Annotated in this window: 24 protein-coding genes and 1 other RNA gene; 1 reads left to right on the plus strand and 24 read right to left on the minus strand. The window is 60.6% G+C overall.

Annotated elements, in window-relative coordinates; genetic code table 11:
* Positions 1-124: 124 nt before the first annotated feature.
* The 18 genes from serA to ruvC all read right to left on the minus strand — a co-directional run bounded on the left by serA (position 125) and on the right by ruvC (position 20,318).
* A complete protein-coding gene (serA, locus tag V1T76_RS20370) occupies positions 125-1,711 on the minus strand; it encodes a phosphoglycerate dehydrogenase (RefSeq protein ID WP_330562506.1) in 1,587 nt (528 codons plus the stop codon).
* A gap of 79 nt (positions 1,712-1,790) precedes the next feature.
* Positions 1,791-2,969, minus strand: coding sequence for a phosphoserine transaminase (locus tag V1T76_RS20375; RefSeq protein ID WP_330562508.1), 1,179 nt, complete (start codon positions 2,967-2,969; stop codon positions 1,791-1,793).
* A 275-nt stretch (positions 2,970-3,244) separates the two neighbouring features.
* Positions 3,245-4,042: an outer membrane protein gene (locus V1T76_RS20380; RefSeq protein ID WP_330562509.1), complete on the minus strand. Its 798-nt coding sequence runs from the start codon at positions 4,040-4,042 to the stop codon at positions 3,245-3,247.
* 431 nt (positions 4,043-4,473) lie between these two features.
* Positions 4,474-5,817: a phosphoglucosamine mutase gene (gene glmM / locus V1T76_RS20385; protein WP_330562510.1), complete on the minus strand. Its 1,344-nt coding sequence runs from the start codon at positions 5,815-5,817 to the stop codon at positions 4,474-4,476.
* A gap of 186 nt (positions 5,818-6,003) precedes the next feature.
* Entirely contained in the window at positions 6,004-7,923 is a 1,920-nt protein-coding gene (ftsH, locus tag V1T76_RS20390) for an ATP-dependent zinc metalloprotease FtsH (protein WP_006932090.1), read from the minus strand.
* A gap of 169 nt (positions 7,924-8,092) precedes the next feature.
* A complete protein-coding gene (tilS, locus tag V1T76_RS20395; protein WP_330562511.1) occupies positions 8,093-9,466 on the minus strand; it encodes a tRNA lysidine(34) synthetase TilS in 1,374 nt (457 codons plus the stop codon).
* The gene (gene ybgF, locus V1T76_RS20400) at positions 9,450-10,397 is read right to left on the minus strand and encodes a tol-pal system protein YbgF (protein WP_330562512.1); all 948 of its coding nucleotides are present in this window, start codon (positions 10,395-10,397) and stop codon (positions 9,450-9,452) included. Before ybgF ends, tilS begins: the two co-directional genes overlap by 17 nt.
* 245 nt (positions 10,398-10,642) lie before the next feature.
* Entirely contained in the window at positions 10,643-11,128 is a 486-nt protein-coding gene (gene pal / locus V1T76_RS20405) for a peptidoglycan-associated lipoprotein Pal (protein ID WP_330562513.1), read from the minus strand.
* Positions 11,129-11,279: 151 nt separating this feature from the next.
* Positions 11,280-12,629 carry a Tol-Pal system beta propeller repeat protein TolB gene (gene tolB / locus V1T76_RS20410; RefSeq protein ID WP_330562515.1) on the minus strand — a complete coding sequence of 450 codons (1,350 nt, stop codon included), beginning with the start codon at positions 12,627-12,629 and terminating at the stop codon, positions 11,280-11,282.
* A gap of 45 nt (positions 12,630-12,674) precedes the next feature.
* Entirely contained in the window at positions 12,675-13,646 is a 972-nt protein-coding gene (locus tag V1T76_RS20415; protein ID WP_330562516.1) for a cell envelope integrity protein TolA, read from the minus strand.
* 6 nt (positions 13,647-13,652) lie between these two features.
* Complete coding sequence (gene tolR / locus V1T76_RS20420; RefSeq protein ID WP_330562517.1) at positions 13,653-14,105, minus strand: protein TolR; 453 nt, start codon at positions 14,103-14,105, stop codon at positions 13,653-13,655.
* Positions 14,106-14,108: 3 nt separating this feature from the next.
* Positions 14,109-14,813, minus strand: coding sequence for a protein TolQ (gene tolQ, locus V1T76_RS20425; RefSeq protein ID WP_330562518.1), 705 nt, complete (start codon positions 14,811-14,813; stop codon positions 14,109-14,111).
* Between the two features lie 298 nt (positions 14,814-15,111).
* A complete protein-coding gene (gene ybgC, locus V1T76_RS20430) occupies positions 15,112-15,579 on the minus strand; it encodes a tol-pal system-associated acyl-CoA thioesterase (RefSeq protein ID WP_330562519.1) in 468 nt (155 codons plus the stop codon).
* Positions 15,580-15,658: 79 nt separating this feature from the next.
* Positions 15,659-17,746, minus strand: coding sequence for a methyl-accepting chemotaxis protein (locus V1T76_RS20435; protein ID WP_330562520.1), 2,088 nt, complete (start codon positions 17,744-17,746; stop codon positions 15,659-15,661).
* A gap of 170 nt (positions 17,747-17,916) precedes the next feature.
* The gene (ruvB, locus tag V1T76_RS20440) at positions 17,917-18,957 is read right to left on the minus strand and encodes a Holliday junction branch migration DNA helicase RuvB (protein WP_330562521.1); all 1,041 of its coding nucleotides are present in this window, start codon (positions 18,955-18,957) and stop codon (positions 17,917-17,919) included.
* On the minus strand, positions 18,947-19,192 hold the full coding sequence (locus V1T76_RS20445; protein ID WP_330562522.1) for an endonuclease: 246 nt from the start codon (positions 19,190-19,192) through the stop codon (positions 18,947-18,949). Before V1T76_RS20445 ends, ruvB begins: the two co-directional genes overlap by 11 nt.
* Complete coding sequence (gene ruvA / locus V1T76_RS20450) at positions 19,189-19,806, minus strand: Holliday junction branch migration protein RuvA (RefSeq protein WP_330562523.1); 618 nt, start codon at positions 19,804-19,806, stop codon at positions 19,189-19,191. The genes V1T76_RS20445 and ruvA overlap by 4 nt, the downstream gene beginning before the upstream one ends.
* A complete protein-coding gene (ruvC, locus tag V1T76_RS20455; RefSeq protein WP_330562524.1) occupies positions 19,803-20,318 on the minus strand; it encodes a crossover junction endodeoxyribonuclease RuvC in 516 nt (171 codons plus the stop codon). The genes ruvA and ruvC overlap by 4 nt, the downstream gene beginning before the upstream one ends.
* A 186-nt stretch (positions 20,319-20,504) precedes the next feature.
* Between ruvC and V1T76_RS20460 the strand changes: the two genes are divergently transcribed.
* Complete coding sequence (locus V1T76_RS20460; RefSeq protein WP_330562525.1) at positions 20,505-21,266, plus strand: sulfite exporter TauE/SafE family protein; 762 nt, start codon at positions 20,505-20,507, stop codon at positions 21,264-21,266.
* 155 nt (positions 21,267-21,421) lie between these two features.
* On the opposite strand, the gene V1T76_RS20465 is transcribed toward V1T76_RS20460, so the two are convergent.
* The 6 genes from V1T76_RS20465 to V1T76_RS20490 form a co-directional block, all read right to left on the minus strand.
* Entirely contained in the window at positions 21,422-21,730 is a 309-nt protein-coding gene (locus tag V1T76_RS20465) for a MazG-like family protein (protein ID WP_330562526.1), read from the minus strand.
* A 152-nt stretch (positions 21,731-21,882) separates the two neighbouring features.
* Positions 21,883-22,629, minus strand: a complete 747-nt coding sequence (locus tag V1T76_RS20470) for a YebC/PmpR family DNA-binding transcriptional regulator (RefSeq protein WP_330562527.1) — start codon at positions 22,627-22,629, stop codon at positions 21,883-21,885.
* A 99-nt stretch (positions 22,630-22,728) separates the two neighbouring features.
* Positions 22,729-23,559 carry a TIGR00282 family metallophosphoesterase gene (locus V1T76_RS20475; protein ID WP_006932108.1) on the minus strand — a complete coding sequence of 277 codons (831 nt, stop codon included), beginning with the start codon at positions 23,557-23,559 and terminating at the stop codon, positions 22,729-22,731.
* A gap of 43 nt (positions 23,560-23,602) precedes the next feature.
* A complete protein-coding gene (locus V1T76_RS20480; protein ID WP_330562529.1) occupies positions 23,603-24,181 on the minus strand; it encodes a 5-formyltetrahydrofolate cyclo-ligase in 579 nt (192 codons plus the stop codon).
* 44 nt (positions 24,182-24,225) lie between these two features.
* Positions 24,226-24,380, minus strand: a non-coding RNA gene (gene ssrS / locus V1T76_RS20485) — 6S RNA.
* 310 nt (positions 24,381-24,690) lie between these two features.
* Complete coding sequence (locus tag V1T76_RS20490; protein WP_330562530.1) at positions 24,691-25,071, minus strand: cell division protein ZapA; 381 nt, start codon at positions 25,069-25,071, stop codon at positions 24,691-24,693.
* Positions 25,072-25,076: the final 5 nt, after the last annotated feature.

The following is a 25,076-nucleotide window of genomic DNA, read 5'->3' on the forward strand; positions in this document are numbered from 1 at the left end:
GCAGAAGGCTCAAGCGCCAGGAACTTGGGCTGCACCTGACGAATATCCGGGAGGCATGATTAGGGGCACGCCCCTTTAGACCGGACAGCGGGTTGGCGGGCGCTTGAATAAACGCCCGCCGTTTTCAGAATTTCAGGGCCTTGACCTGTTTGACGTGAGAAACCGCTTCCAGCCGCGCCAGAACGTCAGGCGACACATCCCCATCCACCTCAACAAGGCAGATCGCATCATCACCTGGGGCCAGACGGCCGAGATGGAAAGTCGCGATGTTGACGCCGCTGTTGCCCAGTTCCATGCCGAGCTGCCCGATGAAACCGGGCTTGTCCTCGTTTGTGATGTAAAGCATCTGCGGCCCGAGTTCGGCCTCCATGTTGATGCCCTTCACTTGGATGATCCGTGGCTTGCCGTCGGCAAACACCGTGCCTGCGACCGACCTTTCCTGCCGCTGAGTGATCACGGTCAGGCGCATGTAGGTCTCGTAGGCACCGTCTTTCTCGCGGCGGATTTCCTCGATCTTCATACCGCGTTCCTTGGCAAGAATGGGCGCGGAGACCATGTTGACCGTCTGCAGGAGCGGCGTCAGCAGCCCTGTCAGCGCAGCAGCCGTCAGGGCCTGCACGTTCATTTCAGCCACCGCACCGGCATATTCCAGGCGAACCCCCTCGATGCCGGTTTCCGTCAGTTGGCCTGCGAAGGAGCCCAACTGTTCCGCCAATCGCACGAACGGCACCAGCTTGGGGGCTTCCTCGGCAGTGATGGACGGCATGTTGAGCGCGTTGCGCACAGCACCCTGGAGCAGGTAGTCGCACATCTGTTCGGCCACCTGCAGCGCGACGTTTTCCTGCGCTTCCGTGGTGGACGCACCCAGATGCGGCGTCGAAACGAAGTTCGGCGCGCCGAACAGCACGTTTTCCTTGGCCGGTTCCTCGACAAAGACGTCAAATGCCGCCCCGCCAAGCTTGCCCTCGTCCAATGCCGCGCGCACGGCCGCTTCATCGGCAAGCCCGCCCCGGGCACAGTTGATCAGATAGGCGCCCTTGCGCATTTTCTCGATCGCCTTGGCGTCGATGATGTTGCGCGTCTTGTCGGTGAGCGGCGTGTGCAGGGTAACGAAGTCGGACCGGCACAAGAGGCCATCAAGCTCGACCTTCTCGACACCGAGCGCAACCGCCCGTTCCGGCGTCAGGAAGGGATCGAAGGCGATCACCTTCATTTTCAGGCCGATGGCCCGGTCCGCCACGATCGAGCCAATGTTGCCGCAACCGATCAGACCGAGTGTCTTGCCGGTGAGTTCGCGGCCCATGAAGCGGGATTTCTCCCACTTGCCGGCCTGGGTCGAAGCGTCGGCAGCCGGTATCTGGCGTGCGACCGCCATCATCATCGAGATGGCATGTTCGGCGGTGGTGATCGCGTTGCCGAAAGGCGTGTTCATGACGATGATACCGCGCGCCGTTGCCTTCGGAATATCGACGTTGTCGACGCCGATCCCGGCCCGGCCGATCACCTTCAGATTTTCAGCGGCGGCAATGATCTTTTCCGTGACCTTGGTGGCCGAACGGATCGCCAGACCATCATAGTTGCCGATGATCTCCAGCAGTTTTTCCTTGTCCTTGCCAACCTCCGGCAGGAAGTCCACATCGATGCCGCGATCCTTGAATATCTGCACGGCAGCATCCGACAGCTTGTCGGAAATCAGTACCTTGGGAGCCATTGGAGCCTCTCCTTGAATACGAGAAACGATCCGGGCAGCGCACCGCCCGGGACTGTTGTCGTTGAAGGATTGAACAGGCTCAGGCAGCCTGAGGAAGCTTCGCTTTTTCTGACTGGAATGCCCAGTCAAGCCAATGGGTCAAGGCCTGAAGATCGCTCGTCTCCACGGTCGCACCTGCCCAGATCCGAAGACCGGAAGGTGCATCACGGTAGGCGCCGATGTCGTAGGCGATGCCTTCGGCGTCGAGCGTACCCGCAAGCGCCTTGGCAAAGGCGGCCTGCTGGTCGGCGCTGAGCGCCAGAATGCCCGGATCGGTCACTTTGAGGCAGACGGACGTATTGGACCGCGTTGCCGGATCGACCGCCAGGAAATCCACCCAGGAGGTTTTCTCCACCCAGTCGGCGAGCACCTTGAGATTGGCATCGGCACGCGCCCGCAAGCCGGAAAGACCGCCGATGCCGTCAGCCCATTTCAGCGCATCGATATAATCCTCGACGCAGAGCATGGACGGCGTGTTGATGGTTTCGCCCTTGAAGATGCCCTCGATCAGCTTGCCGCCTTTGGTCATGCGGAAGATCTTCGGCATCGGCCAGGCCGGCGTATAGCTTTCCAGGCGCTGGACGGCACGCGGGCTGAGGATGAGCATGCCGTGCGCAGCTTCCCCGCCCAGCACTTTCTGCCAGGAGAAGGTCACGACATCCAGCTTGTCGAAAGCAAGGTCCTGCGCGAAGGCGGCGGAGGTCGCATCGCAGATGGTCAGGCCTTCGCGGTCTGCCGGGATCCAGTCGCCGTTGGGAACACGGACGCCGGAGGTGGTGCCGTTCCAGGTGAAGACCACGTCTTTGGTGAAATCGACGGAGCCAAGGTCCGGCAGTTCACCGTATGGCGCTTCCAGAACCCGGGCATCATCAAGCTTGAGCTGTTTGATCACGTCGGTGACCCAGCCGGAGCCGAAACTTTCCCAGGCGAGCATTTCAACGCCACGGGCACCGAGCAGCGACCAGAGCGCCATCTCGACCGCGCCGGTATCGGACGCGGGAACGATGCCGATCCGGTACCCGTCCGGGACGTTCAGCACCTTGCGAGTCAGCTCAATAGCCTCGGCAAGCTTGGCCTTGCCGGGCTTGGCGCGATGGGAACGGCCGAGCGGCGCATCGCCCAAAGCTTCAAGCGACCAGCCGGGACGCTTGGCACAGGGACCAGAAGAAAAGTTGGGATTGGCCGGACGCACGTCCGGCTTGGCGGTGAGGTCTGTCATATCTGTCTACCCTCGCAGATAGTTGCCTCTCGTTGGGGAGAGGTGGCCCACCTATGGGGATAGGACCATCCCGGCCTCCGGTCAATTCAAATTGCGGGTGACCGAATAATTTCTCTCAGGCGCCTCCTTTTCAAATCGGCGCTCTCAGCACCGCCTTACGGGCCTTGAGCGGTGATCAAACTCAGCTTGCTCAAGTAAGCGCGCAAGAAATTACAGAAGCAAAACAGGAAAAGGCCGGTCAACTGACCGGCCTTTCAAAATCGCTGATCGGATGATCAGAAGTTGCTGGTGATCGGACCCTGCGGCTCGTAGTAGACCGGGCCGGCTGGGGCTGCCATCGTGTTGAAAGTGTAGCGAGCACCAAGGCGGAATTCGTGCGCCTGGAGATCTTCGTATTCGATGCGGGTGTTCTGACCAGCCGTCGAGAACTTGGCGGAATGAGCATCACCAATGTTCAGGTAGCGGTAGCCTGCATCCAGAGCCAGGTTCGGCGTGATGTCATAGGCAGCACCTGCCATCAGCGCCCAGGCGAAGTTCCACTTGCTGTCACCTTCGTAGGTCCCTGCCACGCCGTTCGGGTTAACAAAGTTGATGTTGCTGGTGGTCACATAGGACGCACCGACACCTGCACCGACATAGGGTGTGATCCGGTTCCAGGTCCCAATGTCGACGTAACCGTTCAGCATGAACGTCCAGACATCGATATCCGCTTTTTCAACGGAATATCCAGGAGATCCGCAGAGGTTACAGGGACCTTTGGACTTCGCTTCAGCCGGGAACTCATAGTCAATCGTGAAGTCAGTACGGAAATGATCACTGAACTTGTAACCAACACCGGCACCCATCATGAAGGTGCCTTCCATCTCTTCGTCATAGAAATCCAAGGTGCCGTATTTGATATCCGGCGCCTGATAGATTTTGTAGCCGATATCACCACGCAGGTACCAACCGCCAACGGCAGGAACTTCCGGAATGTGTTCGATAACCGGGGTTGGCAAATCCGCGGCATAGGCTGCAGTGGAAAGCGCAACAGCAAATCCGGTCAAAGACAAACGCTTAAAGAAATTGTCCATGTCCTCGTCCTTTTCCAGTGAGCGTCCGCTTTAACCAATGCCGGACACATCAAACTTGGAAGCATACTGACGGGAATTCATTAATTGTGACTTAACTCTGTTCTTTAACCGTGTTTTTTTACCTTAAGGAAACCTTAACAACCCAAAAGACATCGACAGAACGGACATTCACTCCGGAAAGAACGGGAATGACAGGAGACATTACTGACAGCTCTAAAAAGGGGGCTGCCAAATGAAACACAGCGGCGAAGCGGATGCAAAGTGCTGCTGACCGCCGTAGCTTCCTCAGAACAGAGACTGCCGGGCAATGCACTCCTGAACTCGGCGCGGGCTTCGTAGCGCCATATTGGCAGCAGCGAAACAGAGATGTGTCGCCCAACAAAAAGCCGCCTCGAATGGGCGGCTTTTCTCGTCGTCTGTTGTCTTGCCGATCAAGCAGCGGTCGTTGCCACCACACCGGCGATATCGTTGACGACCTGCTTGACCAGGTCCGCATCGTCGCCTTCCGCCATCACCCGGATCAAAGGTTCGGTGCCGGATGCTCGAATCACGAGACGGCCGGAATTGCCGAGGCGGGCTTCGCCATCCTCGATGGCGGACTTGACCAGATCCTGCTCGAGCGGCTTGCCGCCCTTGTAGCGCACGTTCTTGAGGATTTGCGGTACCGGCTCGAACCGGCGGCAGACTTCCGAAACGGGCTTGTCCTGATCCTTGACGCAGGCAAGAACCTGCAGGCCTGCAATGAGGCCGTCACCGGTCGTGGCAAAGTCGGACAGAACGATGTGGCCGGACTGCTCGCCGCCGACATTGTAGCCGTTGGCACGCATGTGCTCGACCACATAGCGGTCACCGACCTTGGTGCGAGCAAGGCCGAGCCCGAGGCTCTGAAGATACCGTTCCAGCCCGAGATTGGACATTACCGTCGCGACGATGCCGGGAGCGGACAGGCGGTTGCTGGCTTGCCAGGACTGCGCCACCACGGCCATCAACTGATCGCCGTCAACAACGGAGCCGTTTTCATCGACGATAATGACCCGGTCGGCATCGCCGTCGAGGGCAATACCGATATCGGCGCGCACTTCATGCACCTTACGCGACAGGGCGTCGGTCGACGTGGAGCCGCATTCCTTGTTGATGTTGAAGCCATCGGGCGTGACGCCCATGGTGATGACATCTGCACCAAGCTCCCACAGTGCCTCGGGGGCAACCTTGTAGGCGGCACCATTGGCGCAATCGATGACAACGCGCAGGCCTTCCAGGCTCATTTCCCGTGGCAGGGTACGCTTGGCCGTTTCGATGTAGCGCTGCTGCGCACCGTCAATCCGCTTGGCCCGGCCAAGCTCACTTGCGCTCGGCAGGCGGGAGGTCAGGTCGCTTTCCATCAGCTCTTCGATGGTCTTTTCGATCTGGTCGCTGAGCTTGAACCCGTCAGGCCCGAAGAACTTGATACCGTTGTCCTGAAAAGGATTGTGGGACGCAGAGATCATCACGCCGAGATCGCTTCGCAGCGAGCGCGTCAGCATGGCGACCGCGGGTGTCGGCATCGGCCCCAGCAGGAACACATCCATGCCGACAGAGGTAAAGCCCGCGACGAGGGCGTTTTCCAGCATATATCCGGAAAGCCTTGTATCCTTGCCGATCACCACCCGGTGGCGGTGTCCGCCGTTCTTGAAAGCCAACCCCGCGGCCATGCCGACCTTCAGTGCCATTTCGGCAGTCATGGGATAGCTGTTCGCCTGACCGCGGATGCCGTCGGTGCCGAAAAACTTGCGCATCTAATATGCCTTGTCGATCTAACTGTCTTGGTTGCGCCCTTTGTAACGCAATCAGGCGCACGCACGATTCAAAATATGTGAGCAATTGTTACCATTAACCGGCGTCTGTGGAACCCGGTAAATGCTCGAAACGAAGATGCCCGGCACGTAGCCGGGCATCTGAACATGTCATTGGATCGGGATCGATCAGGACTGTGGCTGCGGCTCCATGCCGCCGCTGGCCTCGTCGCCGCCACGCTTGGCACCGGCAGTCGGGACCGCGGACGACCGGCCCACCGGCTGATCGTCATCCGTGTCGCGCACCGGCGGCTTGCCGTCGAGCAGACCCTTGATCTCGTCACCGGACAGGGTTTCGTATTCCAGAAGGCCCTTGGCGATCGTGTGAAGCTGGTCTTCGTGGTCGCCCAGGATCTTCTTCGCGGTTTCATAGCCCTGATTGACGAAGGACTTGATTTCCGCATCGACGATCTTCTGGGTTTCGTCGGAGACATGCTGGTTCTTTGCGACGGAATGCCCCAGGAACACTTCTTCCTGGTTTTCGCCGTAAAGCAGCGGACCGAGCTTGTCGGACATGCCGAACTGAGTCGCCATCGCACGGGCCAGCTTGGTGGCCATCTGAATGTCGCCAGACGCACCGGACGTCACCTTCTCGTAGCCGAAGATCATTTCCTCGGCGACGCGGCCACCCATGGCCACGGCAAGGTCTGCCTTGCACTTGGCACGGGTGAGAGACACCTGATCCTTTTCCGGCAGACGCATGACCATGCCGAGCGCACGTCCGCGCGGAATGATGGTCGCCTTGTGGATCGGATCGGAAGCTTCCTGATGCAGAGCCACCAGCGCGTGACCGGCCTCGTGATAGGCGGTCAGCTTCTTTTCTTCCTCGGTCATCACCAGCGTGCGGCGTTCCGCACCCATCATGACCTTGTCCTTGGCGTCCTCGAACTCGGCCATGGTCACCAGTCGCTTGGAACGGCGGGCAGCCAGAAGCGCGGCTTCGTTGACGAGGTTCATCAGATCCGCACCGGAGAAGCCCGGTGTGCCGCGTGCCAGCGTCTTGACGTCGACATCCGGAGCCAGAGGAACCTTGCGCATGTGCACTTTCAGGATCTTCTCGCGGCCGGTGATATCCGGGTTCGGAACCACGATCTGCCGGTCGAAGCGGCCCGGACGCAGCAGCGCCGGGTCGAGAACGTCCGGCCGGTTGGTCGCGGCGATGATGATGATGCCTTCGTTCGGTTCGAAACCGTCCATCTCGACCAGCAACTGGTTGAGCGTCTGTTCGCGCTCGTCGTTACCGCCGCCGAGACCGGCGCCACGATGACGGCCGACCGCGTCGATTTCATCGATGAAGATGATGCACGGTGCATTCTTCTTGGCCTGCTCGAACATGTCGCGGACACGGGATGCACCCACACCGACGAACATTTCCACGAAATCCGAACCGGAAATGGTGAAGAACGGCACGTTCGCTTCACCGGCAACCGCACGCGCGGTCAGCGTCTTACCGGTACCTGGAGGGCCGACCAGCAGGACACCACGCGGGATACGGCCGCCAAGACGCTGGAACTTCTGCGGGTCGCGCAGGAATTCAACGATTTCCTGAAGGTCTTCCTTGGCTTCATCAATGCCGGCAACGTCTTCAAAGGTTACCCGGCCATGTGCCTCGGTCAGCAGCTTTGCCTTGGACTTGCCGAAGCCCATGGCCTTGCCGCCGGACCCCTGCATCTGGCGCATGACGAATATCCAGATGCCGAGAATGATCAGCATCGGCAGCCAGGAGAACAATGCGCTGAGCAGCGGAGAGCTTTCCGCCGGCGGACGGGCATTGATCAGCACGCCCTTGCGGCGCAGCTCATCGACATATTGCGCACCGTCGGGAGCGTAGGTCTGGAAGGCGCTACCGCTGCTATAGGTACCGGTAATCTTCTGTTCCTGAATGACGACCGATCGGATCTCGCCATTGTCGACCTGCTTCATGAAGTCCGAATAAGCAATGTCATTCGTTGCGCCATGCTGCGCGGGACTTTGAAAAAGCTGGAACAATGCGATCAATAGCAGGGCAATGATCACCCACAGAGCGAAGTTGCGAAAATGTGCGTTCATTTCGTTTCCTTAACCGCCCAACGCGACTAACTGCACGCGGTTACGTTTCTTTAGAGCGAAGATAGGTCGCCCAAAGCCCGCTGCCAAGGCGGTGCGCCATAGTTGCGCAGATGCGCTGACTATTTTCTTAAGCACGGACCTCTAACAGAAGTTCCAGATGGGGAAAACCTCAGATTTCCTCGTCCGCGTCCCCATTGTCCATAAAGTTATCCGGCAATTTACCTTGGATCGGCATTCGCTCCAATTCCAAATCTTCATGCCTGCAGGAATTGCCAATGGTCAAAGTGGCCGTTGCGGAAGCCGGCATCAGGATCTCCCCTGCCCGCCACAGAACTGGTGCGCAGTCGAAGGCGGCCTTCGGCCAGTCCTCCGGCCAGTCGATTTCCTGGCGGGATACAGGCGCGCTCATCAGAGGCCCCAGGCAAAGTGGCGCATCGTCCTGCCCGGTCACACGCTCGGGTGCCCGGTAAAGATAGCGGCCGTCCCATGTTCCGGTCCCTGCCAGGCCTGTAAGGACATTCGGAGGCCTCCGCCCGGCCTCTTTCCACACCCTGATTGTGTCTGCATCCGCATCATAGACCGTTCCTTGAAGCGTCTGACGGTTTTGACCGCCGGAGATCAGCACCCGGTCCAGGGCCTCAAGCTTGGCAAGTCTCGGACGGGAGACCTTTCCCGACACGCGCGCCATCAGATAGACGAGCAACCGCAGCCGAAATTCTTCGGCAAGCGTCCTGTAGGCCTGCCTGTCCAGACGCACCGGCCCGGCCGCGTGTTCGGTGATCAGGCGCGCTGCCAGATCCTCCACGGTCAGTTCCAGGGCTTCCCGCGCCCGCCGGATGTTGGCAGCGGTCTGCGCCAGCCGCTCGGCACTCAAGCCTTCCTCGGCCAACAGCGACAAGATGGCGCGGAGCCGGCTGCGCTTGTATTTCGGGTTCCGGTTCGAGGGATCAGTGCACCAGGTGTGACCTCGTCGTTCAAGCGCGGCTTCGAGATCGGATTTCGAAACGCTGAGAAGCGGCCGCAGCAGGCGCAGGCCCTCCGGCCCATTGCCTTCGTCGGCCGCCATGCCGCTGAGACCTGAAACGCCGCTGCCCCGGGTCAACCGGTCGAGAAAGGTTTCCGCCTGATCGTCAAGATGATGGCCGAGGACAAGCGCCTCAGCCCCGGTATCCCGCATGCGGCCAGCCATCAGCCGGTAGCGGGCAAGGCGTGCTTCTTCCTGAAGATTGGCGGGCGGCTTGTCGCCCGACCAGCGCAGCACCGTGCAGTCAAGGCCGCATGCGCGCGCATTTATCGCAACGAATTCCGCTTCCTGGCCGCTTTCGGGCCGAAGCTGATGATCGACACACAGCACTTCGGCGGCACCCTGCCAGCCGGTGCGTTTGCGCCACTCATCGAAAAGAACGAGAAGACAAAGGGAATCCGAGCCCCCGGACACGGCCAGGGCCAGATTGGAAAAAGAGCTTAGCGGTGAAAAAAGAGTATCGACGCGATTGGCCGGGAGCCTGTCTGGCTCAACCGGCCGGTCAGGAACACTGGGCACGGCGGCGTTCATCCCGCGCCTGGGACAAGACAGCAGGAGCTGCGTTCGGATATTTGCTCAAGAGTTCGGAAAAGGTTGCACAAGCCGCATCGGCTTCACCGAGCCCCCGCAGCGAAACACCCAGCTTGAGCAGGCTGTCCGGACTTTTGGCGTTGCCGGGATGGTCCGTGTAGGTTTTCAGGAAGGCATCGGCAGCCTCCCGGTAGTTCTGCTGCGCCAGCAAGCTTTCACCCAGCCAGTATTGGGCATTCGCGGCATGCGCATCATCCGGGTAGGTTTCCAGAAAGTTGCGAAACCCGCGTTCGGCGGCGGCATAATCGCCATTGACCGCAAAGGAATAGGCCTGATTATAGTCGGAGCTCGGATCTCCGCTGCCGATGACATTCGCAATCTGATCGTCGTCGGTGGCAAGGCCGGGATCGGGTGCGATCTCCTGACCGGTGCCCGGCAGGTTTTCAAGACCATTGGCAAGCCGCGACAGATCGATCGGGCCGTCGCTCGGCAGGCCGCTGTCATAGCCGCCTGACTGGTCCCAGTTGCCGTCTCCAGAGCCGTCAGCAGGCAGCGTCGCAAAACCGCCGCCCGGTGCAATCAGGCTGCCGGACTGCGGAGTACCGTCCGGGCCTAGGCCCGGAGCGGTCGATCCTGGAGCGGCGTCCGAGCGTTTGCCCGGCGTGCCGCCTTCCAGCTGCTGGAAGCGGTATTCATTGTCTTCCTGCATGCGGCGCATCTGATCCTGCAGTTCCCGCATCTGGTAGGACAACTGTTCGATCTGGCCGGTCAAAACCCGGATCCGTTCTTCAAGCTGACCGATCCGCACGCTGGAATCATCGTTCTTGCGTCCGAACAGCTGCGCTTGCGACGGTGTGGCAGCGGCGAAGGTGATGACCAACGCCATGACGAGACCTGCCAGTCCCTTTAGTTTCAGCATTCGCTCCTCCGGTTGGATGTGCTGTACCAGTGTCTGGCCGTGGTCCGACAAACGCCAATACTCAAGCAGATCCACGCGCATGATGTCTTACCATGCCCGGCTTCTTACTCAAGTGCACAGAGCGCTCCGACTTCGGCCAAATTTTGACGTTTCGGGCTGACAATGAAGTGATTTCGCCATTTCACCCGCACCAACAAAAAAAGGCCGGGCAAGCTGCCCGGCCTTTTTGTTCGGCTTTAGCCCGATCAGTTGGTCGCGTTGTTCAGCACCGTCACGGCACGGCGGTTCTGCGACCAGCAGCTGTTGTCGTTACACACAGCCACCGGCCGTTCCTTGCCGTAGGAAATCGTGCGGACGCGCGAGGCGTTCACGCCCTGCGCCACCAGATAGTCCCGCGCGGCCTGGGCGCGGCGGGCCCCCAGCGCGATGTTGTACTGGCGCGTGCCGCGTTCATCCGCATGACCTTCCACGGTGATCGTGTACTTGGAATAGCGGTTCAGCCACTTGGCCTGATTGGCAAGGGTTGCCTGGCCCTGCGCGTTCAGGACAGACTGATCTTCTTCGAAGAACACGCGGTCACCCACGTTGACGACGAAGTCCTGGCCGGTGCCTGGCTTCACGTTGCTGGACAGCCCGTCCGGCTTGTTCTGGGCACATGCTGCTACGAACAGAACCGCGAAGCAGACCGCAATCCAGCGCGCGCTCCGTCCTGCGTTAAAACTCTTGAACATTCCTGTCTCCTACACCCCAGCCCGCCAACCTGACATTCCATGCGTCCGGTTCTTGGTAAACGCTTTCTAGCCAAAACCGGTAAAAAACGTCTTTTCAAACATGGTTAGCGAAAGTTTAACACGGCCTGCCCTCACAGGCCGCTCATCTTCATCAGTCGATCAGCGGCGACCAGGAGGGGTCCGACGCGAAGGCCGGGGTCTCCACCCGCTGCTCGTTGTAACCGGTCAGGTCCACGGTCCAGACCTGAGGTCCGCCGTTGGCACCCGGCGTGTCGCGGAAGAACACCAGCACACGGCCGTTCGGCGACCAGGCCGGACCTTCGTTGTGATAGCCTTCGGTCAGGATACGCTCGCCCTTGCCGTCCGGCCGCATGACGCCGATCATGAAGCGGCCCTGATGCTGCTTGGTAAAGGCGATCAGATCTCCGCGCGGCGACCACACCGGCGTGGAATACCTGCCCAGCCCGAAGGAGATACGCTGCGCCCCACCGCCACCGGCACTCATCACATAAAGTTGCTGCGTGCCGCCGCGGTCGGATTCGAACACAATCTGGCGACCGTCCGGCGAGAACGACGGGCTGGTGTCGATTGCCGCGTCATTGGTCAGCCGGGTCGTCTGACGCGAACGCAGGTCCATCTTGAAGATGTTGGCGTTGCCGCCCTGCTGCAGGCTCATCACCACGCTCTGGCCGTCGGGCGAGAAGCGCGGAGCAAAGGTCATGCCCGGGAAGTTGCCGACGATTTCGCGCTGTCCCGTCTCGATGTTCAAGAGGTAGACGCTCGGGTCCGCTCCGCCATAGGACATGTAGGTGATTTCCTGGCTTGTCGGCGAGAACCGTGGTGTCAGCACCAGATCGTCACCCCGTGTCAGGTAGCGCACGTTCGCGCCGTCCTGGTCCATGATCGCCAGACGTTTGACGCGCTTGTCCTTCGGGCCCGTCTCGTCGACAAAGACGATGCGGGTATCGAAATAGCCCTTTTCGCCGGTCAGGCGCTCATAGATCGCATCGGCGATGATATGCGCCAGCCGGCGCCAGTTGTCCGGCGTGGTGTAGAACTGCTGGCCAAGCATCTGCTCGGAGGCGAACACGTCCCACAGGCGGAACTCCGCTCTCAGGCGCCCGTCTGGCTGCTTGGTCACGGTTCCGGTGACAAGCGCCTGGGCGCTGATCTGGCGCCAGTCGCCAAAACGCGGCGTGGAATTCACGCTCATGTTCTTCTGAATGAAGCTCGCAGGATCGAGTGGCCGAAACAGGCCGGACCGCTTCAGGTCGGCCGCAATGACGTTGGTCATGTCGGCTGCCAGCTTTCCGTCTCCCCCCTCGGCGGAAAACGATGGCAGCGCAATCGGCAACGGTTCGATGTTGCCCTGCGTAATATCGATTTCGACAAGCGCTGCGGCCGGCAGCGGTGCAATCACGACAAAAGAAGCGAGAACAAATGCGAGCCCTCTGGCTTTCCGGCTTGTGAAAACAGAAAGTTTTTTCAGTATTCCGCGCATGAGCACAACAGCTCCCTTATGGACGTTTGAACTGGCCGGGCCAGCCTACCCCCCGAGCATCTCTCTGGGGTCGAAATTGATGATGACTTCCTGCCAAGCTTCATACTTGGAAATTGGCAGATTGTATGGCTGGCAGCGCATGATCGCACGAACGGCACTGCTGGAAGCTGCGCCGAAGGCCGGGTTGCCGCTGGAATTCATGACTTCCGGCTGGCCCGAAACCTGACCATTCTGGGAAAGGTTGAAACGGACACGAACCTTCAGGTCTTCCGCGCCGACGGCTCCCACCGGCGGGTTCCAGCATTGCGCCACCATTCCGCGCAGCGCATCCAGTTCGGACTGGCTCATGCGCACGTCCTGCTGACCTCTCCTGGAGCCCAGGGACGCTTCGTTCTGGCTGGTTTCACCCGTCTGTTTGGCGGGTTCGACCTTGTTCAGAAGCGCGGCGATATCCGTGCTGTTGAAATTTTCCTTCGGCGGTTCGGGCGCGTTCCTCGGCGGCGTCGGCTTGGAACGCGGCGAGACCTTGGTCACGATTGGCTGGGGCGCTGGCGCGGCTTCCTGTTGCTGCGGCACAGGTTCCTGCGCAGGAGCGGGGTCCGGCGCAGGCGCAGGCGCAGGTTCGGCCACCTGGGCTGGTTCGGGCGCAGGGGCCGGTGCCGGTTCCGGATCCGCGACAGGCTGCGGCTCAGGCGCAGGTGACGGCGCCGGCGGTGCGGGTGTCGGTGGTGTCGGGGTCGGCGGCGTCGGTTGTTCCACCCTGCTTTCGCCCGGCTTTTCCGCCGGTTTCGGTGGCTCCTCCGCCGGGGTCTCGCTCGGGTTCACCGCGGCCACATCGCGAACCTCGGCCGTTTTCTCGCCGATCCGAAGCCTGGTGATATCCTCGATGGGTACCAGTTCGACAGGCAGCGAATCCACCTGAGGAACCGCAAAGCTCTCAGCGTCCGGAAAGGCAATCAAGCCCCAGAGCAGTAAAGCCGAGTGACCGGCCAGAGACGCGATGAGACCTGCGCGCATGACGCGTTACGAGTCCCGTTCTTCCAGAGTGACCAGACCGAGGCGTTTAAACCCGGCCGCGCTGATGCGGCCCATCAGCTTCATCATGGTGCCGTAGTCGGCATCCTGATCTCCGCGCACGTAGATACGTTCCTCGTAGCCGTTGGCGGCAATGGCCTCGAGTTTCGGTACGATCTCGTCGATGGTGATCGGGGTGTCCTGAATGAAGATTTCACCAGCCGCGTTCACAGAGATGGTTATCGGCTCCGTGTCGCCTTCCAGGGCCTTGGCGCTGGTCTCCGGCAGGTCGATCGGCACACCGACCGTCAGAAGCGGAGCCGCCACCATGAAAATGATCAGGAGCACCAGCATCACGTCGACCATCGGGGTGACGTTGATTTCGCTCATGGGCGCATGGCGGCGCCTGCGCCGTCCGCGCCGACTGCCCCCTGCCTGACCTGAACCGACCTGCATGGCCATGAATCAGCCCCTCTCGTCGATCTGACGGGATAGGATGGCGGAGAATTCGTCCGCAAAGCCTTCCATCCGTGAAACCGCCTTGCCGACGTCCGCGGAGAACTTGTTGTAGGCGATAACCGCCGGGATGGCCGCCAGCAGGCCAAGCGCCGTTGCGAACAGCGCCTCGGCGATACCGGGCGCCACCACGGCCAGGTTGGTGCTTTCGGATGCCGCGATGGCCTGGAAGGCCGTCATGATGCCCCACACCGTTCCGAACAGACCGATGAATGGTGCGGCCGAACCCACGGTCGCCAGGATCAGCAGCCGGCTTTCCAGACGCTCGGCTTCACGCTGGATGGTGACATCCATCACCCTGTCGATACGCTGCTGCAGGCTGCCGATGGCAGGCCGAGCGCCCTCGTGGCTGCGCTTCCATTCGCGCATGGCCGCCACGAACAGCGCCGCCATGGAATGATTCACACGATTGTGAAGCGTATTATAGAGCTCTTCGAGAGACTGGCCGGACCAGAACACCGTTTCGAACCGGCTCATCTGGCGCCGTGTCCGGCCGACCAGCATGATCTTGTCGACGATGATCGCCCAGCACCACACCGAAGCGCCCAGCAGGCCGAGCATCACGAGCTTGACGACGATATGTGCCTGCCAGAACAGCGCAAAAAACGAGATGCCGCTCTCTGGCGCCAATGTCGATTGGACAAGTGTTTCCATAAATTCAATGACCTCTTGGCCGTCTGACGCTGTGTTGCATTCAAGGTTTCGAAAACGACAGCGAGGAACCGGAATCAGCCGGCCGGCTCTTGTAACCTGCCGCCTCTCTGACGTTTGATTTTGTCAAAACTGGGACTTTTCCTATCAAAGGCAGTCCCTCTCTAAAGGAATCAATTAAGGTTACTGCAAGATTAACGCAGTAATATGTTTTGAAAGTATTTTGCTGTCGGGAAGCTGCCGGGCCGCCCGGAAGGCAACCTGGCAGCGTCCGAACAGCGCCCAGAAGGCGCCAAGACGTTCAACCGCCAGCGTTTTCTGCAGGCACAAATCGGCGAAGCCGTTCCGCCAAGGCCGGAGGCAGCCGCGCCGGACGGCCCTGCGACGAGATGATCGCAACGGTCACGGCGGCCGAAACCAGCAACTGGTCTTCCCGGTAAATGAGCTGATCGAGCCGGATCCGGGCGCCCTTGTACTCCGCAATGCTGGTGTGCACCTGCAGAACGTCGTCGATCCGGGCCGGCTTCTGGAAGTCCAGCGTCATTGTCTTGACCGCAAAGGCCTGGGAGGCCCCATGCGTGCCCTCTGCCATCTCGTTATGATGGATGCCGATAAGACGCAGAAAGTCCGACCGGGCGCGCTCGAAAAAGCGCACATAGGCGCCGTGATAGACCACGCCCGAGAAATCCGTGTCCTCGTAATAGACCCGAATGGGAAGCACATGACCGCCGTCTTCCAGGCGGCCGGCGAGATCCGGCCAATCCGACACGCTTTATCCTCACAAGCTGAATGAAAAAGCCTCCCGGCAGGCCGGGAGGCTCCTGTGTCGACTGAAGGTAAGCCCTGTCTTATGCAGCGGCAACCTCGGAGAGGAATTTCTCGACGGACCGGCGCAGCTGTTCCGCCTGCTGTTTCATCTCGATGGTCGCGTTCAGCATGTCGCCCACCGCTTCGGAGTTTTCCGCAACCCCTTCGTTGAGTGAGGCCACCGTGTCCGCCACGCTGCGCGTGCCTTCCGCGGCTTCCGCGACGTTCCTGGATATTTCGCTGGTGGCAGCCCCCTGCTGCTGCACGGCGTCCGAAATCGTGGTCGTGTAGGAATTGACCTCCTCGACGGATTCCGACACCCGGGCGATCTCTTCCACCGCTTCGGTAGTCGATGCCTGGATCGCCGCGATCTGCGCCGAGATTTCTTCCGTTGCCTTAGCGGTCTGGCCCGCAAGCGACTTCACTTCCGACGCAACGACGGCAAAACCCTTTCCGGCGTCACCTGCACGCGCGGCCTCGATGGTCGCATTGAGCGCGAGCAGGTTGGTCTGCTCGGCGATCTCGGAAATCAGCGACACGACATCGCCAATCTTGTTGGCCGCTTCCGCAAGCCCGGAGATCTTGGTATTGGAGCTTTGCGCGGCCGTTGTTGTCTGGGCCACGATGTCTGCCGTGGTTTCGACCTGACGCGAGATTTCCGAAATCGACGCGTTGAGTTCCTCGGTCGCGGAGGCAACCGCCTGCACGTTGGAGGAGGCGTTTTCCGAAGTCGACACGGCGGCCTGGCCCTGACCCGATGCGGCAGCGGAGCGCTCGCTGAGCGCGGAGGACACTTCCTCCACCCGGGCGATGTTCGTTTCCACCAGCTCGAGAACAGCCTGGGATTCCGCCCGGAAGGCGGCAATCAGCGAGTCGATCGTCTTTTCTCGCTTTTCGCGGGCGATATGGCCAACCTTGCGCTCCGACGCCAGGCGCTCGCGTTCCAGAGAGTTGTCCTTGAAGACCTCGATGCAGCGTGCCATGCGGCCGATTTCGTCCTGACGCTCGGTGGCTTCGATAGCCACTTCCAGATCACCGTCGGCAATCTGGCGTGCAGCCGCAGAGAGACGCTCCAACGGAGCGAACATACGTCGTGTGACCCACCAGATCAGACCGACAATCGGCACCAGACACAGGAACCCGGAAATGATCGCCCCATAGGTGATGCGGTCGGCCGCCGCTGACAGTTCCGTCTGCTTGACGGCATCAACAACGCCAAAGGGGGAACCGACAAAGGTGTTGCTGGCTTCCGCAAAGCGATAGTCGCCATCGTCCAGGCGGATCAGCCGGTCATCCACCTTGATATCGGAAAGCTTGTGAACGGCGCTGGCATGGCCACGCTCGTCGAGTTGAACCAGCTTGCCGTCCGAATCGGCCAGAAAAATCCGCTCGCTGTCGCCAAGACCCGTCTTCTCGTTCAGCAGCTCGGCCAGATGCTCCATGTTGGCCGTGAACGCAATCGCGCCGAAAAACCGGTCGAGGTAGAACACCGGCACGGCAAGAACTTCCGAAACGGTACCGTCATCCGCCGTGACGAAGCCCGAAGAATAGATTTGCCCGGCAGCAAGCGTTTCGTTTTTCGACGCCTCGAACAGCTTGCTCATAGCGATCTGCACCGGATGCCCTTGGATTTCGGCATCCTCCACGTGGAAAGCGAATTCCGGTCCCTTGCGATAGGAATAGGTGATGAACCCTTCCGGATTGGCCAGCGCAGCATCGGAGAACAGGCCTTGATCAACAAGTTCCTGGTAGATCGGATGAACGACCTTGTGGTTGTTGACGTAGTAGTTGGACTCTTCCGGTTCCACCAGGAGGTGCCGCTCACCTTCAGGGTGCGGATTGTCGGTGACAAAGATCCTCCGGAGAAGCTCCTTCGGCCCCTCCTTCTGGCTCTCTTCGGCGTTTTTCTGCCCATCCTTCAGGTTCTTCCACCCGACCATGGTCTTCATCAGGCTGTCTTTGGCACCTTCCAGCGTGGAGAAGAACGCCGCGCTGTCCCGCACCTGCCCAAGAGACAGCTCGATTACCTTCTGCTTGGCGCGGGTCGCGCTTTGCAGACCGGCATCCGCCTGGCCGTTTGCGACGTCCCGTGAAATGGTCGACGTGACCGTGACAATTGCAACGCACATGGTCAGTGCGCCTGCCAGGAACATTAGAGCCAGTTTAGATGAAAGCCGTTTCCGCATGGATTCCCCCACATAGTTAACGGGAAGGTACGGCAGCATTCGCGAATAAATGCTTAATCGGTATGCAGATACAGATGAAAAAGACGGCGTTTTTCTTATAAATACTACGTAACCTACTCAGGTTCCGAGAAAAGCCCGAGCTGCGGCGCATCCGGCCTGGAGGGTGCGGCAAGACCCAGGTGTTCGAACGCCATCGGCGTCAGGATTCGGCCTCGCGGCGTCCGCTGCAAAAACCCGTTCTGGATGAGATAGGGTTCCACGATTTCCTCGATCGCATCACGAGGCTCGGAAAGCGCTGCTGCGATGGTCTCGATGCCGACAGGCCCGCCACCGAAGTTGACGGCGATCTGGCTGAGATACCGCCGGTCGAGACTGTCGAGCCCGGCGCCGTCGACTTCGAGCTGAAGCAGGGCCCTGTCGGCCAGCTCCCTGTCCACCCGCTCGACACCGGCCACGATGGCAAAATCGCGCACACGGCGCAGCAGTCGTCCGGCAATGCGCGGCGTTCCGCGGGAGCGCTTGGCAATCTCGCGTGCCCCCTCTTCAACCATGCCGATGCCGAGGATGGACGCGCCGCGCTTGACGATATGCTCCAGCTCAGGAACCGTATAGAACTGCAGCCGCACCGGGATACCGAAGCGGTCGCGCAGCGGGGTCGTCAGCAGGCCAAGACGCGTGGTTGCCGCAACGAGCGTGAACTTCGCCAGATCGATCTTGACCGAACGTGCCGCCGGACCCTCGCCGATGATCAGGTCGAGCTGGAAATCCTCCATCGCCGGATAAAGCACTTCCTCGACCGCCGGATTGAGACGGTGGATCTCGTCGATGAAGAGCACGTCGCGTTCCTCAAGATTGGTCAGAAGGGCCGCGAGATCACCCGCCTTGGCAATGACCGGTCCGGAGGTCGCCCGGAAATTGACGCCGAGCTCGCGTGCCATGATCTGGGCAAGTGTCGTTTTACCGAGGCCGGGAGGCCCGACGAACAACACATGGTCCAACGCTTCTCCACGGGCCTTCGCCGCACCGATGAACACCTTCAGATTGGCGCGCGCCTGGGCCTGGCCGACAAAATCGTCCAGCACCTGCGGGCGCATGGTTGAATCGATTTCGTCTCCCCGGATTTCCGGCGTCACGATGCGAGTGTCATCCGACATGGCTTACGACCACAAACAGCAGCACCAGAAGAGCCAGGGAATAGCCCACCCGGAGCGCATAGAATTTCTTGAACTGGCGCAGGACAAACGGATCGTCCGACTCCACACGGCGTCCGTTGACGGTAAACGGACGGTCTCCCACCGAAGCACTGAAACGGTGATCGAGATACATGTTACCGCCGATCCCCAGAACCACGAACACAACGGCAATGATGCCATAGGTCACGGCGATCATCCGGCCAATTCCTTCAGACCCAGACGGATCAGCGTTTCGGTTGTTGCGCCCTCGCCGGCGGACTGCAGGGCCTTGGCGACCGCCCCGCTTGCCTGCGCCTGCGCATAGCCCAGATTGGTCAGCGCCGACACCGCCTCTGCCACCGGCCGCGCGGCCACGTTGTCGGCAACGGTCTGCGACACCGCAATGGTGCCCTGGTCCACAGTGGCAAGGCCCGGCGCCTTCTCCTTGAGTTCGGAGATGATGCGTTCGGCAACGCGCTTGCCGACGCCCGGCGCCCGCGAGATCACCGCCTTGTCACCAAGCGCAATCGCGTTGGCGACTTCACTTGCCTTCAGGATACCCAGAATGCCGAGCGCCACCTTGGCCCCGACCCCCTGAACCGTCATCAGGATGCGGAACCATTCGCGCTCCGCCTCGATCCCGAAACCGTAAAGACGGATCATGTCTTCGCGGACGATCGTCTCGATAAACAGAACAGCCGCCTCCCCCGCCCGCGGCAGGCCCTGCAGAATGCGAGACGGACAGTGAACCTGATAGCCCACGCCATGCACATCCAGGATCACGTGATCCTCGCCATAGCTGTCGATGGTGCCCTTCAGCTTACCGATCATATTGCCCCCATGGCGGCAAGCCGCGCTGTGCTGTTGGAGCGATGCTGTGCGTGACAGATGGCAATGGCCAGCGCATCGGCAGCGTCGTCCGAATTGAAGGTCGCCCGCGGCATCAGGATCTTGACCATGGCCCGGATCTGTTCCTTTTCCGCGTGCCCGGTGCCAACTACGGTCTTCTTGACGAGGTTCGGCGCATATTCGGCGACTGGAAGCCCGGCGAGCGAAGGCACCAGCAGCGCGATCCCGCGTGCCTGCCCCAGTTTCAGCGTCGCACCCGCATCCTTGTTGACGAACGTATGCTCGACCGCGGCTTCCGCCGGATCGTGCCGGCGCACAACGTCACTAAGGCCGTCATGCAACTCCACCAGGCGCTCTGCCAGGCTCTTCTTGTTGTCGGAGGTCACCGTGCCGGAAGCGATGAAGGACAGGCGATTTCCCGTCGCCTCGATCATGCCCCAGCCGGTACGCCGCAGCCCCGGGTCGATGCCCAGCAAACGAATCGCGTGTGTCATGGAACAAATCGGTAACAAAACTTCCCCGTTGACGCCAGACAAAGCGCGGCTTACCACCGGAATGCCTGTCAAAAACACCTCTAAACGCGTGTCAGCAGGCCTAGCCGCCACCGGCAGGCCCCTCCCGCACAGGCCCGCCTGGTCCGGGCCTGACCGTTTCCGATCCCGTCCGTCCAGCGAGTACCCATGGCCGACATCTTCAATTCCTTTCCGCCTGGCCTACTGGTGTTTCTCGCTGCCGTCCTGTTCGTGGCCGGTTGCGTGCGCGGGTTTGCCGGGTTTGGCGCAGGAATGATCTTCATGCCGGTCGCGGCCAGCGTCATGCTGCCGTCGACCGCGGCCGCCACCTTTCTGTTCATCGACGGCATCGTCGCGCTGCCGCTGGTGGTCAGGGCACTAAGGCTGTGCAACTGGGCAACGGTGCTTCCAGCCGTCGTGGGCGCGGTGCTCTTCGTCCATGTTGGTGCCTGGCTGCTGGCCAATGCGGACGTGCTGGTTCTGCGCTGGACGATCTTCGCAATCGTCACCGGACTTCTTCTGCTGCTGGTCTCCGGCTGGCGCTATGAGCGCAAACCCTCCAGACCGGTCTCGCTCGGTGTCGGCGCGGTTGCCGGTGTGCTCGGCGGCATCTCGCAGGTCTCCGGCCCACCGGTGGTGGCCTTCTGGCTGTCGAGCGCCAGGGAACCCGCTGTCGTGCGCGCCAACCTGATTGTCTTTTTCGCGCTGGCGAGCATCGGCACCTTCATTGCCTACATCTTCAATGGCTTCTTCACGCTGGAAGTGTTCCAACTCCTGATAATGGCAATCCCCGTCTATGCCCTTGCCATCTACCTCGGTTCCAACGGCTTCAAGCGTGCCGACCCCGCCCTCTACCGCAAGCTCGCCTACGGCCTGATCGCCCTCGCCGCCCTTTCAAGCATGCCGCTGCTCGACCCGTTGTTCCGCTAGACCGCCCCGCCGTTGAAACGTTTCCGCGCCCCAGACAGCCTCATCCTGAGGAAGCGCGAAGCGCTGTCTCAGGAAGAGGTCTAAAATGACTAAACCCGTCCTGTTTCAGGTCATGAAGTTGGTAAAACAGTCGGCGAATCTCAGCGCAAGCCCTATTAACCCGCGGACTTTTCCTGAAGCTTCTCCTGCCACTTGCCGCATTTTGCCGCCATCAGCCGGTTGAGTTCTGCCTCGAACTGTTCCTTGCCTGAAGACGCCTGCGCAAGGACGCTGAGAGCCACAATGGCAGCATCGGCGGCTTCTTCGCGCACGTCTGCAAGTGTCTGCTTCTTGTATTCACTGCCTGGCGCGTTGGTGGCCGAAAGCACTGCCTGCGCCAGTTCCCCGGCCTCTTCCGCCAGCTTCAGCGCCCGTTCCTGCAAGGTTTTCGGGTCTTGCTGTGTCAGCTCGAAGATATTGAACATGCGATCGATTTCCTTTTTGAACGGCCCCTGCACCCCCGCCCTTGTCGAGAGGGCGGGGGTATGCTCGGCACGGACCAGACCATCACATTCCCGTTCTCAAAAACAAAAAACCCCGGCAAGACCGGGGTTTTCAAATTGCTGTCCTGAAGACCTCAGGATGCCAGCGAGGCCATGGTTTCTTCGTCGACATCGAAGTTGGAGTAGACGTTCTGAACGTCGTCGTCATCTTCCAGCATGTCGATCAGTTTCATCATGGTCTGAGCCTTGTCCGCATTGACCGGTGTCAGGTTCTGCGGCTTCCAGATGATCTTGGTCGAATCCGCTTCACCCAGCGCCTTCTCCAGAGCGGCGGAAACGTCGTTCAGATCCTCGAAGGCGGTGTAGATGGTGTGGCCGCTCTCGTCGGACTGGACGTCTTCCGCACCAGCTTCGATCGCAGCTTCCAGAACCGCGTCGGCTTCCCCGACTTCCGGCTTGTAGATGATCTCGCCAACCCGGTCGAACATGAAGGACACCGACCCCGTTTCCCCAAGCGAGCCGCCGCATTTGGTGAAATAGGAGCGGATGTTGGACGCGGAGCGGTTGCGGTTGTCGGTCAGGGCCTCGACGACCACGGCAACGCCCGCCGGGCCATAGCCTTCGTAACGGACTTCTTCGTAGTTGTCGTCGTCACCGGACTGGGACTTGTTGATCGCCCGCTGGATGTTTTCCTTCGGCATGGACTGGGCCTTGGCGTTCTGGACGGCAAGGCGAAGGCGCGGGTTGGAATCCGGATCCGGGTCGCCCATCTTCGCGGCAACGGTGATTTCCTTGGACAGCTTGGAGAACATCTTGGAGCGGGCCGCGTCCTGGCGTCCCTTGCGGTGCATGATGTTCTTGAATTTTGAATGGCCTGCCATGGCTCTTCTCGGTTCTTTACAGGTGATGTCAGTGAAAACTGCGCCGCTTATAGGCAACTTGCCCCGGAAAATCCAGCGCAGAGAAATTCTCGCTGCTGCTCAGCCCCCATTCGGCCAGAAGGACGGGATCACCGGTTCCAGTCGGCCGCCGATCCTGAGCGGTGCGATTTGCTCGGCAAGTCCGGTGCGATCGTCGGTCTCGATGGCAACGCCGCAAATCGTGGCATCGCCGGTTGCCGGCGTGAACCGGGAGCTTGGAATCTTGCGCTGGAACCTGTTGACCGGCTCTTCCTTGTCCATGCCCAGCACGCTGTCATATGCCCCGCACATGCCGGCGTCCGACATATAGGCCGTTCCGTTTTCCAGGATCTGATGATCGGCTGTCGGCACATGGGTGTGGGTGCCGACGACGAGGCTGACCCGCCCATCCAGAAAATGGCCCATGGCCTGTTTCTCGCTGGTGGCCTCGGCATGCATGTCAACGATGATCGCATCGGCCACATCGCCCAGCGGACACCCGTTGATGACATTGTCGATGGCGGCGAAGGGATCGTCCAGCGCGTCCATATAGACGCGCCCCATCACGTTGGCGACCATCACCCGCGCGCCGTTTCTGGCTGTGAACAGATGCGCGCCGCGCCCCGGCGTGCCGGAGGGATAATTCACCGGGCGAAGCAGCCTGTCCTGCCGTTCGATATAGACGAGCGTGTCGCGCTGGTCCCAGACGTGGTTGCCGGTTGTCACAACGTCGGCCCCGGCATCCAGAACATCCTGCAGGATCGTTTCTGTTATGCCGAACCCGGACGCGGCGTTCTCGCCGTTAACGATCACGAAATCGAGCCGGTTGCTTTCCACAAGCTCCGGCAATTGCTCAATGACGGCGGTCCGGCCCACGCGGCCAACGAGATCGCCCAGAAACAGAATACGCATATATCCTCACTGGGCGGCCTGCTTCCGGCTTACAAGTTCGCCGTCACCCGAACGCCCGGTACCCCTGCTCGGTCAGAATTCCATTCAACGGCTTGTCATGCGCTTCAGAAGGGACGTGGTCAACCTCCTGTACGGAAAACGCAAGCCCGATGCACAAAAGGGGGCCGGACTGTTGCAGCTTCGCAATTGTCGTGTCGTAAAAAGCCTTGCCGTAGCCGATGCGCGTGCCCCTGCCGTCAAAGCCGGCCAGCGGCATCAGAAGAACGTCCGGCCGCACCTCTTCGGACGAGGGACCCGGTTCCGACGTGCCGAACCCGGCAGAGACCAGCTCCGTATCCCGTTCCAGGCGTCGGAAGATAAGGCTCGGGCCGGTCATCACGGGCAGACACAAAGGATGCCCAAGCTGGCGTAGGCGATCCATCAGCGGGCGCGGATCAATTTCATCCCGGATCGGCCAGAACCCGGCCACCACAGCCCCTGCAGGCAAAGGCAGGTCCTCGGCATGATCGGAGAGCTGGAGGCTGAGTTCGATCCGCTCGACCACCGGCATCGCCTTGCGGCGGGCCAGCACATCCTTGCGGAGCTTGTCTTTTTCGGCAGCGATAGTGGAAAGGTCGGTCATAGGGCCTCGAACTGAAATAAATCGGCCCGCGTCCGAAAAACGAACGCGCAGCCGCCCGACCGTTGGATTTGCAATCCCGGGAAACCTACTATGTAGGTGGGCGCCGTATGCAACGGACCACGGCCCAGCGCAGGGACAGCTCCCAAGGGAATGCGTAAGGCCCCGGGGATAATGTTCCTGACGTATCGGGCAGCCGCAAGTACCGCATATAGTCCGGTGCAGCCGCAATTACCAGTGCGGCATGAATTTCATCACAAACGAAGTTTCTGAAACGCTCCGCCGTCACCCCGGGCGAACGTAGTGAGACCCGGGGCCTGCTCGCCGCACAACTTGCTGACGCAGCCAATGTGTCCTCGAGACGTCCCGCGCAATGTCGACGCTCTGAAAACGGGTAGCTACGGGATTTGCGACGCGCTTGTCCGGAGGTGCTGTGGCTGTGAATGTTTCGAGTAGCGATGAGAAAAGACGGATTGCCCGCCAGGACAATGCCGCCAGATCGGCAAATCGCTTCAGGCGTTGTCCTGGTTTCGCAAACTCTTGGACAGGCCGTCCGCAAGGCTTTCGATGCGTGCGGCAGCGGTGTTGACCGCCCGAGACAGCTCTTCTTCGTTCTGGCTCATGTTGTCGAGCGCGGCCACTTGCTGTTTCCTGGCGTCGGCCAGTTGCTCTTCAAGCCGGGCGACCTTGCGCTCCAGCTCCGAAAGCTGGTCGGCGGCCATGATGCCGGCCATCACCGTCAGGCGCTGGTCGCCGATTTCGCCAAAGGCACCTCGCAGGTCGTTGATCCAGCCGTCGAAGCGCGCAGCGAGACCCATCAGACGTTCTTCCTCACCGTCGTCGCAGGCCATGCGGAAGGATTTGCCGTTGATGGTAACAGTGATTTGAGCCATTTGCG

The organism is Roseibium sp. FZY0029 (assembly GCF_036350355.1).
Lineage (GTDB): Bacteria > Pseudomonadota > Alphaproteobacteria > Rhizobiales > Stappiaceae > Roseibium.